This window comes from Rhizobium sp. GW821-FHT14E12 (genome assembly GCF_058803745.1).
The window spans coordinates 1-12,715 of the sequence record NZ_JBXAPH010000021.1 but is presented as its reverse complement, the minus strand read 5'-3'; the positions used below and the strand labels follow the sequence as shown (position 1 = coordinate 12,715).

The window sequence follows — 12,715 nt, the reverse complement described above, 5'->3', positions numbered from 1 at the left end:
CTCGCTAAGAGACGCCCCCATTGAGATTAGGCTTTTCCGGCTCTTGCACCGGAAGGGCTGTTTTGCATGCCGGGCTCATCGCGTTTCGGCCGCCCGGCGCTGATACTGGTAGAGGCACATGGCACGCATCGTGATGAAATTCGGCGGAACATCCGTCGCGGATCTGGACCGTATCAAGAATGTCGCGCGCCATGTGAAACGTGAAGTCGACGCGGGCCATGAGGTCGCGGTCGTCGTTTCCGCCATGTCCGGCAAGACCAATGAGCTGGTCGGCTGGGTGCAGAACATGCCGAAGGTCGCCGGCGCCAATCATTCCATCTATGATGCGCGCGAATACGACGCCATCGTCGCTTCCGGCGAGCAGGTGACCTCCGGTCTCCTGGCGATCGCGCTGCAGGCGATGGGCATCAATGCGCGCTCCTGGCAGGGCTGGCAGATCCCGATCCGCACCGACAACGCCCATGGCGCGGCCCGCATCCTCGAGATCGAGGGCGAGGAAATTATTCGCCGCATGCAGGAAGGCCAGGTGGCTGTCGTCGCCGGCTTCCAGGGCCTTGGTCCGGACAATCGTCTTTCGACGCTCGGTCGCGGCGGCTCCGATACCTCTGCCGTGGCGATCGCCGCCGCGGTGAAGGCCGATCGCTGCGATATCTATACCGATGTCGACGGCGTCTACACGACCGATCCGCGCATCGAGCCGAAGGCGCGTCGTCTGAAGAAGATCGCCTTCGAAGAAATGCTTGAAATGGCCTCGCTCGGCGCCAAGGTGCTGCAGGTGCGCTCGGTCGAGCTGGCCATGGTCTTTAAGGTCCGCACCTTCGTGCGCTCCTCATTTGAAGATCCCGATGCTCCGGGCATGGGCGATCTGTTGAACCCGCCCGGAACGCTGATTTGTGACGAGGAAGAAATCGTGGAACAGGAAGTAGTCACCGGCATTGCCTATGCCAAGGATGAAGCCCAGATCTCGCTGCGCCGTCTTGCCGACCGGCCGGGCGTCTCCGCCGCGATCTTCGGGCCTTTGGCTGAAAGCCATATCAACGTCGACATGATCGTCCAGAACATTTCCGAGGACGGTTCCAAGACCGACATGACCTTTACGGTTCCCTCGGGCGATGTCGAAAAGGCGCTGCGCGTTCTCGGCGAGAACAAGGACAAGATCGGCTACGACGTCGTCCAAAACGAATCAGGTCTCGTCAAGGTTTCGGTCATCGGCATCGGCATGCGCTCGCATGCTGGTGTTGCCGCGACCGCTTTCCAGGCACTTGCCGAAAAAGGCATCAACATCAAGGCTATTACGACGTCGGAAATCAAGATTTCCATCCTGATCGACGGTCCTTATGCAGAACTCGCAGTCAGGACTTTGCATTCCTGCTACGGTCTGGATAAGAGTTGATAAAGGACTGCTGACAACGGACCGTGACGGAGGTGAGTTTCGGCCGGCCCTGACGTGGGCAAGACTGGCGGCAATATCTTGATTTCGGGAGCTAGAGACGCAATGAGAGACCTATCCGGCGGTCCACGCGTTCTGCTCAAGCGGCTGCGCGAACTGATGGCGGAGCCGCTGGAGCCGCAGGAGCGTCTTGACCGGATCGTCCGCCAGATCGCCAGCAACATGGTCGCCGAGGTCTGCTCGGTCTACGTGCTGCGCGCCGACGGCGTGCTCGAACTCTACGCCACCGAAGGTCTGAACAAGGAAGCCGTCCACCTTTCCCAATTGAAGATGGGCCAGGGTCTGGTCGGTACGATCGCCGCTTCCGCCCAGCCGCTCAATCTCTCGGACGCGCAATCGCATCCCGCCTTCCGCTACCTGCCGGAAACCGGCGAAGAGGTCTACCACTCCTTCCTCGGCGTGCCGATCCTGCGCACCGGCCGCTCGCTCGGCGTTCTCGTTGTGCAGAACAAGGCGAGCCGCAACTATCGCGAAGAAGAGCTGGAAGCGCTCGAGACGACGGCGATGGTGCTGGCCGAGATGATCGCCACCGGCGAGCTGAAAAAGATCACCAAGCCGGGCCTCGAGCTGGATCTCACCCGCTCGGTCACCATCGACGGCGACAGCTACAATGAAGGCGTCGGTCTCGGCTATGTCGTGCTGCACGAGCCGCGCATCGTCGTCACCAATCTCTTGAACGAAGATACCGACAAGGAGATCGGCCGGCTGGCGGAAGCGCTCGGTTCGCTGCGCATCTCCATCGACGACATGCTGTCGCGCCGCGACGTCTCCATGGAGGGCGAGCACCGCGAGGTTCTGGAAACCTACCGCATGTTCGCCCATGACCAGGGCTGGGTGCGCAAGCTCGAAGAGGCGATCCGCAACGGCCTGACCGCGGAAGCCGCGGTCGAGAAGGTGCAGAGCGATACGAAGGCGCGGATGATGCGCCTGACCGATCCCTATCTGCGTGAGCGCATGCATGATTTCGAGGATCTGGCCAACCGGTTGCTCCGGCAGCTCACCGGCTATTCCGGCCGCACGGCCGCTGACGGCTTCCCGAACGATGCGGTGATTTTTGCGCGCGCCATGGGCGCCGCCGAGCTGCTCGATTATCCCCGCGCCAATATTCGCGGCCTGGTGCTGGAAGAGGGCGCGGTTACCAGCCACGTCGTCATCGTCGCCCGCGCCATGGGCATTGCGGTCGTTGGCCAGGCGGCGGGTGTCGTGGCTCTCGCTGAAAACGGCGATTCCGTCATTATCGATGGTGATGGCGGCCATGTGCATCTGCGACCAATGGCCGATCACCAGCGGTCCTATGAAGAAAAGGTGCGTTTCCGCGCCCGCCGGCAGGAACAATTCCGGGCGCTGCGTTCGGTCGAGCCGGTCACCAAGGACGGGCAGCGCATTTCGTTGTTGATGAATGCCGGTCTGCTAGTCGATCTGCCGCAGCTTGCCGAATCCGGCGCGGAAGGTATCGGCCTGTTCCGCACCGAGCTGCAATTCATGATCGCCTCGACCATGCCGAAGGCGGAGGAGCAGGAAGCCTTCTATCGCAGCGTGCTGAAGCAGGCGGGCGGGCGTGTCGTTACCTTCAGGACGCTCGATATCGGTGGCGACAAGGTCGTGCCCTATTTCCGCGCGCATGAGGAAGAAAACCCGGCGCTCGGCTGGCGCGCCATTCGCCTGTCGCTCGACCGGCCCGGCCTGTTGCGCACGCAGTTGCGCGCCATGCTGAAGGCGGCCGCCGACGGCGAATTGAAGATGATGGTGCCGATGGTCACCGAGGTCTCGGAGATCGAGGCGGTGCGCGAGCTCCTGCAGAAGGAAGTGCAGCATCTGTCGCGCTTCGGCCATGCCCTGCCGCGCAAGCTGCAATTCGGCGCCATGCTGGAAGTGCCGGCGCTGCTCTGGCAGCTCGACGAGCTGATGGCGGCGGTCGATTTCGTCTCGGTCGGCTCCAACGACCTCTTCCAGTTCTCGATGGCGGTCGATCGTGGCAATGCACGCGTGTCGGACCGTTTCGATCCGCTTGGGCGTCCGTTCCTGCGCATCCTGCGCGACATCGTGCGTGCCGGCGAACGCAACAAGACGCCGGTGACGCTCTGCGGCGAACTTGCCGGCAAGACGATTTCGGCCATGGCGCTGCTGGGCCTCGGCTTCCGCTCGGTGTCGATGTCGCCGGCCTCCATCGGCCCGGTCAAGGCGATGCTGCTGGGTCTCGATCTCCAGGCCTTGTCGAAGGTCATGGAAGAGGCGCTGGACGACAAGCGTCCGACAGCGTCGATGCGAGAGATCCTTGCCGGCTTCGCCGAGAGCCACAATATTCCGTTGTAGACAGAACAAATAAGAAGAATTGGAGTGTGGGGTGGCAAACCTTCCCATTGAAAAAATGCGTGAATTGGAACGCCGTTTCGGCGAGATCGAGGCGCGTATGTCTGCCGGTCCGGCGGCGGATGTCTATGTGAAGCTTGCTTCCGAATATTCCGAATTGCAGCCTGTCGTCGCCAAGATCCGCGACTATGAGAAGGCGATCGCAGAGGCTTCGGATCTGGAAGCCATGCTTGCCGACAAAACGGTCGACCGCGAGATGCGCGATCTCGCCGACATGGAATTGCCCGAGGTCAAGGAACGGATCGAGGTCCTGGAGCAGGACATCCAGATCCTGCTGCTGCCGAAGGATGCCGCCGACGAGAAGAGCGCGATCCTCGAAATCCGCGCCGGAACCGGCGGCTCGGAAGCCGCCCTGTTCGGCGGCGATCTCTTCCGCATGTATGAGCGCTTCGCCGCAAACAATGGTTGGAAAGTCGAAATCCTCTCGGCCAGCGACGGCGAAGCTGGCGGCTACAAGGAAGTCATCGCGACGATCAGCGGCAAGGGTGTGTTCTCGCGGCTGAAATTCGAATCCGGCGTGCATCGCGTGCAGCGTGTCCCGGCAACCGAGGCGGGCGGGCGCATCCATACATCGGCGGCAACCGTCGCCGTGTTGCCGGAAGCCGAGGAAATCGATATCGAAGTTCGCGCCGAGGATATCCGCATCGATACCATGCGCTCTTCCGGCGCCGGCGGCCAGCACGTCAACACCACGGACTCGGCGGTGCGCATCACGCATCTTCCTTCGGGGATCGTGGTGACGAGTTCGGAAAAGTCGCAGCACCAGAACCGTGCCAAGGCGATGCAGGTGCTGCGCTCACGCCTTTTCGACATGGAGCGCCAGCGCGCCGACAACGAGCGGTCCGCCGATCGCAAGAGCCAGGTCGGCTCCGGCGACCGCTCCGAGCGCATCCGCACCTATAATTTCCCGCAGGGGCGTGTCACCGACCATCGCATCAACCTGACGCTCTACAAGCTCGACCGAATGATGGAAGGCGAGATCGACGAAGTGGTCGATGCGCTTCGCGCGGACTATCAGGCGAGCCAGCTCGCCCAGCTCGGCGAACAGGCATGAGCGGCGAACCGGGAGCAACCGTCGCTGGACTGTTCCAGGAGGTGCGCGCCCGCTTCATCGAGGCCGATCTCGATGATCCCGCCACCGAGGCCCGCATTCTCGTCGGCGGTCTTCTTCAGCTTTCATCGACGGAGTTGGTCACGCGCGGCGCTGAGGCCGTGGCGCCGGACCGCGTGGAGGCCGCGCGGGCAGCGATTGCACGCCGGCTTAATCACGAGCCGGTGCATCGCATTCTCGGCGAGCGAGAGTTCTATGGCCTGCCCATGACGCTGTCGCCCGCGACGCTGGAGCCGCGTCCCGACACGGAAATTCTGGTCGATACCGTGCTGCCACATGCGCGGCGGCTTGCAACGGAACACGAAACTATCCACATATTGGACATCGGAACGGGAACCGGAGCCATCTGTCTCGCGCTTCTTCATGAGTGCCCGGAGGCAATGGGCATCGGTTCCGATATTTCCGGTGAAGCTTTGGAAACGGCGCAGGCGAATGCGATGCGCAATGGTTTGGCGGCACGCTTCGACACGGTGCAGGGAAGCTGGTTTGAGGCCATCCACGGTCGATTTCACGTTATTGTCTCAAATCCGCCCTATATTGAGTCCAGTGTCATTTCCACTCTCGCTCCAGAAGTAAAGAATTTCGATCCTCCGGCAGCTCTAGACGGCGGCCTTGATGGGCTGGATGCCTACAGAGCAATCGCAAAGGATGCGGCGCGGTTTCTACACCGAGATGGTATTGTCGGTGTGGAGATCGGTTATGATCAGCGCAAGACGGTGACTTCGGTTTTTGAAGGAGCAGGATTTTTCCTAATCGAAGCAGCCCGGGACTATGGACACAACGACCGGGTGCTCGTGTTTCAATATCATCATTAACGCGACAATTTGCAGCAGGTTCACGGGACCTTGTTGTTATCGCAAAGAAAAGGCTTGGATTTCCTGAGGAAGCGATATAGGTTGCGCTCACGCGTTGGGCGGCTGGGAATAGGCGAGACGATTCGCCTGTCTTGGACAGCCTCGGGGATCCGCTCTCTGATAAGAGTGTCAAAGGTTGAAGATAACCCAATGCGTGATCAGTTAATCTGACGTAGTCGAGCGGCAGACCGGCGCTTAAGGCGCAGTTTGCTTGCGGCACGCAGGCTCTGGCTTGGAGGTTTCCAGCCACGGCGGCAGGTGCCGTTTATAATTTCATCCCAACTAAGAAAATTCAGGTGAAGGATCTATGAGGCCAGGACAGCAGAATAAGCGCGGTCGGGGGCGTGGTAACAACAACGGCGGCGGCGGCGGAAACAATAACAACAATAATAATTTCAACCGCAAGGGCTCAAACCCGCTGACCAGGACTTACGACAGCTCCGGTCCCGATGTGAAAATCCGTGGAACCGCGCAGCATATCGCCGAGAAGTACGCGACGCTTGCTCGCGATGCGCAGAGCTCCGGCGACCGCGTCATGGCGGAAAACTACCTCCAGCACGCTGAACATTACAATCGGATCATTGCCAGCGCCCAGGCGCAGATGCAGGAACGTTTTCAGCGCGACGAACAGCATAACCCCAACGATCGTGACAATGCCGACCGCGACATGGATGACATGGATGCGAACGACAATGACATGGATGATCAGCCGCAGATGGCGCCGCCTCCGGTGCGCGTCCGTGCTCCTGCTCCAGTTGTGGTTGCCGCGCCCGAGCCCGAGGTTATCGACGGCACCGGTCCGCAGCCGGTGATCGAAGGCATTCCGGCCGAAGTTGCGATCGAGGAAGAAACACCCGTCGCTGCCGGCGAACGCCAGCCCCGCCGTCGCAATGCCGGCAATCGTCCCCGTCGTCAGCCGCGCCGCAATGCCGATGCCGAAGGCCAGGGCGAAGGCGAAGCTGCTTCGGGCGAAGCCCCCGCACTGGTGGATGCTGCTACGGAATAAGGACTGTTCATATATGCACGGGTCGCTGCCGCAAAGGCGGAGCCAGTCATGTGTCTTCAAAAACCCCGGCTCACGCCGGGGTTTTTTCGTTTCCGTCGCCCTTTAAACTTCTCAAATCCCCTCCCATATTCTCCCCTGTTGCCTTGCCGCAAATCTCAATCGGCGGCGGGCGGGGTCTGCCTTTTCAGGGGGCTCAATCTCAAACATCGGTCTGTGCCAGTCTGGGCAGAGCGATTCATGGAGGTCTACAAATGAATATTGAAAAATACTCCGAGCGCGTGCGCGGCTTTTTGCAGTCCGCGCAGACCAATGCCTTGTCGCAAGGAAACCAGCAATTCACGCCTGAGCATGTGCTAAAGGTGCTTTTGGACGACGACCAGGGCATGGCGTCTTCGTTGATCGAACGCGCCGGCGGCGACGCCAAGGCTGCGCGTCTCGCCAATGACGCCGCCCTTGCCAAGCTGCCGAAAGTGTCCGGCGGCGATGGCCAGGTCTATCTCTCGCAGCCGCTTGCCAAGGTCTTCACCACGGCCGAAGAGGCCGCGAAGAAGGCCGGCGACAGTTTTGTCACGGTCGAGCGCCTGTTGCAGGCGCTGGCGATCGAGTCGTCCGCGTCGACCTCGGCTACGCTGAAGAAGGCTGGCGTTACGCCGACCGGGCTCAATCAGGTCATCAATGATATCCGCAAAGGCCGCACCGCTGATTCCGCCAATGCGGAACAGGGCTTCGATTCCCTGAAGAAATATGCCCGCGACCTCACCGCCGAGGCCCGCGAGGGCAAGCTTGACCCGGTGATCGGACGCGACGACGAAATCCGCCGCACCATCCAGGTCCTCTCCCGCCGCACGAAGAACAACCCCGTGCTGATCGGCGAACCCGGCGTTGGCAAGACGGCGATCGTCGAAGGTCTGGCCTTGCGCATCGTCAATGGCGACGTACCGGAATCGCTGAAGGACAAGAAGCTGATGGCGCTCGACATGGGTGCCCTGATTGCCGGCGCGAAGTTTCGCGGCGAGTTCGAGGAGCGCCTGAAGGCTGTGCTCAACGAGGTGCAGTCGGAAAACGGCGAGATCATCCTGTTCATCGACGAGATGCACACGCTGGTTGGAGCCGGCAAGGCCGATGGCGCCATGGACGCCTCGAACCTTTTGAAGCCCGCGCTTGCCCGCGGCGAGCTGCATTGCGTCGGCGCGACCACGCTTGACGAATACCGTAAGCATGTCGAGAAGGATCCGGCGCTTGCCCGCCGTTTCCAGCCCGTCATGGTCGAAGAGCCGACGGTCGAGGACACGATCTCGATCCTGCGCGGTCTGAAGGAGAAATACGAGCAGCACCACAAGGTCCGCATCGCCGATGCCGCCCTGGTGGCCGCCGCGACGCTGTCGAACCGCTATATCACCGACCGCTTCCTGCCGGACAAGGCCATCGACCTGATGGACGAGGCCGCCGCGCGCCTGCGAATGCAGGTGGACTCGAAGCCGGAAGAGCTCGACGAGCTCGATCGTCGCATCATCCAGCTGAAGATCGAGCGTGAGGCGCTGAAGAAGGAAACCGACCAGGCTTCGGCCGACCGGCTGAAACGGCTGGAGACCGAGCTGACGTCGCTGGAAGAGGAAGCCGATGCGCTGACCGCGCGCTGGCAGGCCGAAAAGCAGAAGCTGGGTCTTGCCGCCGATCTGAAGAAAAAGCTCGACGAGGCCCGCAACGAATTGGCCATTGCCCAGCGTAAGGGTGAGTTCCAGCGCGCCGGCGAGCTCGCCTATGGTGTGATCCCGAACCTGGAAAAGGATCTCCAGACTGCCGAAGAGCAGGATGGCGGTCGCGATTCCATGGTGCAGGAAGTGGTCACCGCCGACAACATCGCCCATATCGTCTCCCGCTGGACCGGGATTCCGGTGGACAAGATGCTAGAAGGCGAGCGCGACAAGCTGCTGCGGATGGAAGACGAGCTGGCAAAGTGGGTCGTCGGCCAGGGCGATGCCGTCCAGGCGGTGTCGCGCGCCGTTCGCCGTTCGCGCGCCGGCCTGCAGGATCCGAACCGGCCGATCGGCTCGTTCATTTTCCTCGGCCCGACCGGCGTCGGCAAGACGGAGCTCACCAAGGCGCTCGCCCGCTTCCTCTTCGACGATGATACGGCGTTGGTCCGCATGGACATGTCGGAATATATGGAGAAGCACTCCGTCGCCCGGCTGATCGGCGCCCCTCCCGGCTATGTCGGCTATGAAGAAGGCGGCGCACTCACCGAAGCCGTCCGCCGCAGGCCCTATCAGGTCGTGCTGTTCGACGAGATCGAGAAGGCGCATCCCGATGTCTTCAACATCCTGCTCCAGGTTCTGGATGACGGGCGGTTAACGGACGGGCAGGGCCGTACGGTCGATTTCCGCAACACCATGATCATCATGACCTCGAACCTCGGTGCCGAATACCTGACCCAGCTCAAGGAAGGTGACGACAGCGAAGAGGTGCGCGAGCAGGTGATGGATGTGGTGCGGGCGCATTTCCGGCCGGAATTCCTGAACCGCGTCGACGAGATTATCCTGTTCCATCGCCTGAAGCGCGAAGAGATGGGGGCGATCGTCGATATCCAGCTCGAGCGGCTGTTGCAGCTGCTGTCCGAACGCAAGATCGCGCTCGAACTCGATGACGATGCCCGCAACTGGCTCGCCAATAGGGGGTATGATCCGGTCTATGGCGCGAGACCGCTGAAGCGGGTGATCCAGAAATACGTCCAGGATCCGCTCGCCGAGCAGATTCTCTCCGGTCAGTTGCCGGATGGATCGCGCGTGCTGGTCACCAGCGGCTCCGACAGATTGCTGTTCCGCCCGCGTGGGGTGGTTAGCGAAGCGGCTTAAGCGACGCCGTCATGATTTGACTCTGTGAATGGCGGCTCTCGGGCCGCCATTTTTCGTCCGGGGCAGGCGCCGAAATCACCTTGCCGCCGCAAGGCTCTTCGGTGAAGCTGGCGTGGCGTTGGAGAATCGCGCGGGAAGGGACATCATCATGCTTGTTATCTTCGGCGGCTTGCCGGGCAGCGGTAAGACCACGACTGCGCAGGCCTTGGCGAAACGGTTGAAGGCTGTGTATGTCCGGGTCGATACGATCGAACACGCATTGCGAAATTCCGACGTTCTGAAAGCGGGTGAAGGACCTGCCGGTTATATGATTGCCTATGGTGTCGCCGAGGACAATCTCAAGTTGGGACAGACGGTTGTCGCGGATTCGGTCAATTCCATCCGTATCACGCGTGATGCCTGGCTGTCGGTCGCAAAGCGGGCCGGCACGCGCGCGGTCGAAGTGGAAGTCGTCTGTTCGGACAAGGTCGAGCATCGCCGGCGTGCTGAAACACGCGTGACGGATATCGAAGGATTGGTAAAGCCGACATGGGACAAGACCATCAGCCGGCATTATGAGGACTGGGGCACCCGCCCGATCGTCGTCGATACCGCTCATAAGGCCGTGGATGATCTCATCGCCGAGCTGATGGTCCGGCTGGAGCATGGCCAGAACTGAAATCTCTGGTTGCTGTCGCAACGCTTAAACGCCTGAAGGTTAGTCCTTGCTTGCAACCTGCTTCGACTTTTCGTCGCTCAGGAGCGTATCGATGCGCTTGCGCTCGTCCTGGAATTTGGCGAGTGCGACGCCGTCCAGCGTCTTGCCGCCGGGAAGGCGGATGCGCAGGGGGTCGACCTTGGTGCCGTTGACGATCAGCTCGTAATGCAGGTGCGGTCCGGTGGCCAGGCCCGTCGATCCGATGAAGCCGATGACCTGGCCCTGCACCACCTTGGCGCCGGGGACCACGCCCTTGGCGATGGCGCTCTGGTGGTTGTAGGAGGAGACATAGCCATTGGCATGGCGGATCAACGTCTGATTGCCGAAGCCGCCTGAATCCCAGCCGGCCTTTTCGACGATGCCGTTGCCGGCAGAGATGATCGGCGTGCCGCGAGGGGCTGCCCAGTCGACGCCGGTATGCATGCGCGCGAAGCCGAGGATCGGATGGCGCCGCATGCCGAAACCGGATTTGAAGATGCCGGTGGGCACGGGATTGCGCAGCAGGAACTGCCGGATGCTCTTGCCGCTTTCATCGAAGTAGTCGATCGAATGATCGTCCGGATCCTCGAAGCGATAGAAGCGGGTAACCGTGTCGCCGAATTTGGCGTTGACGTAGAGCAGTTCGGAATCGGCCGTCGCCTGGCCATTTGCGTCGGTGACTGAGAAGAAGGCTTCCAGCGAATCCGTCGGCTTCAGCTGCGCCTGGAAATCGACATTGCTGGCGAGCAGTTTGACGATCTGCGCCACCATTTCCCTGGACATGCCGTAGGAAAGGGCCGCGCGATAGATGCCGTCATAGACGCTCGGCAGGTCGCGGCCGGCGGCAACCACGGGCGCATCATTGTCGAAGGCGGTGGCAATGGCATCGAGCATCGGCGGCTCGCTGCCGGCAACGAAATCGCCGTGGTCGTTCTCGGCGACGGTCAGGACATGCTTGGTGCCGCGATAGATGCTGGCGCGAATGATCCTTGCCTGCTCGCCCTTCTGCAGGATGCCGATGCGCAGCACATCGCCGCCGGAAAGATTGGAGGCGCCGAACAACGGCACGATCTTCGCCGTGATGTCATCCGCATCCGCTTTCAGATAGCCGGCATTGGTGAGCGCCGTTGCGATCGGCGTGTTTTCCCGGACCGGGATGATGTCGTCGGCAAATTCCTGCGTCTGCGGCGTGACCGCCTCGGGCGCGGAGACCGACATATTCTCCTCGACGATGCGGGCCGCAAGCCCGGCGGTCAGGTCGACATCGGTGTCATCGGTCGCAAAACGGCGCGGGTCGATATAATAGAGCGCGGAAAGCTGGGTGTTGCCGTCAGTGAGTACGGAGCCGTTGGAGCGGACATTCTCCTCGACCTCGTCCAGCGACATCGAGCCGGCGAGCGGGAAGGGCACATCCTTGGCCGGGAAGGGCACAGTCTTCAGGCTGACCTCGGATTCGACGTCGGAACCATAGATCGCGCCGGTGCGATTGGCCGGCGGCGGAATATTCTCGTCGGCGGAAAAGATCGCCAGGGGATCGAAGGCCGGATAGCTCTCCGTCGCGACGCGATTGGTGGCAAGCGCGATCTTCACATGCGCGAAGGGCTGGCGACGCACCACTTCCTTGTCGCCGTCACGCACCACCGTCGAGACTTCCATGATGCTCCGGTCGGAAGGCTTGGAAGCGATGGCGGTCGACACAAGACGGCCGCCACGGACGACCTGATCCTCGACGGCATCATGGTTACTGCTATCCGATGTTGCGTAGGCTTCGGCGGGAATGGCGAGCTGCTGGCGCCCATCGAGTGCGGCAAACAGCGCAACGCCCATCAATATGCTGGAGGTGATGCCTGTGAGGAAGGTGCCCGAAAGCCAACGCAGGGAAACCTCGCGCCGGTCCGGCGCCCGCCTCCCATCGGCCAGGATTGGCGGCTCGTTTCCGAGCGATCGGAGCATCATCTTGTCCGTCATCATGCCAATCGAGATCCGGTTCCTTCATGCGAGCCGTGTAGCTGGGGGCGAAGATGTGCATATTTATGACGGACGAGTCAAATGAGGCGCATCTGGTCTGTGGACTGTTTCGGTGCTTTGGAAGCCCCGGTTTCAATGCCAAGGTCGGCCTTATCTGGTGTCGACGGGGTGGGGATCAAGGGCCGCTCATTGTCATACTCTGCGATCTCCCTCCTATAATGTCGTCGTTCCAGCGTGGTCTGGCGGCGCTATCGGGGTTTTTGGGGCCTATTCTGAGCCGGCTTTGGCAAGCTTCATAAAACCATCATAAGAATCAATCGCTTGTTCTTTTTCTGACTTTTTTCAAAATCCAGTGTTGACTAAGTTCTGGGGTGGGGTTTATAAGCCCACTCACTGAACGAGGGCGGCGGCGCTGCTAGCGACGAAGT

At 61.3% G+C, this 12,715-nt stretch carries 8 protein-coding genes; 7 read left to right on the top strand and 1 reads right to left on the bottom strand.

The annotated features are described in order from the left end of the window. The first annotated feature begins 118 nt into the window (after window positions 1-118). The 7 genes from AC1RO0_RS31125 to AC1RO0_RS31095 all read left to right on the top strand — a co-directional run bounded on the left by AC1RO0_RS31125 (window position 119) and on the right by AC1RO0_RS31095 (window position 10,301). Window positions 119-1,393: an aspartate kinase gene (locus tag AC1RO0_RS31125; RefSeq protein WP_498596382.1), complete on the top strand. Its 1,275-nt coding sequence runs from the start codon at window positions 119-121 to the stop codon at window positions 1,391-1,393. A gap of 102 nt (window positions 1,394-1,495) precedes the next feature. Next, the gene (gene ptsP / locus AC1RO0_RS31120) at window positions 1,496-3,763 is read left to right on the top strand and encodes a phosphoenolpyruvate--protein phosphotransferase (protein ID WP_498596381.1); all 2,268 of its coding nucleotides are present in this window, start codon (window positions 1,496-1,498) and stop codon (window positions 3,761-3,763) included. 31 nt (window positions 3,764-3,794) lie between these two features. Beyond that, entirely contained in the window at window positions 3,795-4,874 is a 1,080-nt protein-coding gene (gene prfA / locus AC1RO0_RS31115; protein WP_498596380.1) for a peptide chain release factor 1, read from the top strand. Further along, on the top strand, window positions 4,871-5,746 hold the full coding sequence (gene prmC, locus AC1RO0_RS31110) for a peptide chain release factor N(5)-glutamine methyltransferase (protein ID WP_498596379.1): 876 nt from the start codon (window positions 4,871-4,873) through the stop codon (window positions 5,744-5,746). The genes prfA and prmC overlap by 4 nt, the downstream gene beginning before the upstream one ends. Before the next feature lie 346 nt (window positions 5,747-6,092). Continuing rightward, window positions 6,093-6,791: a DUF4167 domain-containing protein gene (locus AC1RO0_RS31105; RefSeq protein ID WP_498596378.1), complete on the top strand. Its 699-nt coding sequence runs from the start codon at window positions 6,093-6,095 to the stop codon at window positions 6,789-6,791. A gap of 251 nt (window positions 6,792-7,042) precedes the next feature. Then, complete coding sequence (gene clpB, locus AC1RO0_RS31100) at window positions 7,043-9,643, top strand: ATP-dependent chaperone ClpB (protein WP_498596377.1); 2,601 nt, start codon at window positions 7,043-7,045, stop codon at window positions 9,641-9,643. A gap of 148 nt (window positions 9,644-9,791) precedes the next feature. Further along, window positions 9,792-10,301 (top strand): P-loop nucleotide/nucleoside kinase family protein, encoded by a 510-nt coding sequence (locus AC1RO0_RS31095; protein ID WP_498596376.1) that lies wholly within the window; start codon window positions 9,792-9,794, stop codon window positions 10,299-10,301. 39 nt (window positions 10,302-10,340) lie between these two features. Here AC1RO0_RS31095 and AC1RO0_RS31090 read toward each other — a convergent pair whose 3' ends face one another. After that, a complete protein-coding gene (locus tag AC1RO0_RS31090) occupies window positions 10,341-12,290 on the bottom strand; it encodes a peptidoglycan DD-metalloendopeptidase family protein (protein ID WP_498596375.1) in 1,950 nt (649 codons plus the stop codon). Between the last annotated feature and the right edge of the window lie 425 nt (window positions 12,291-12,715).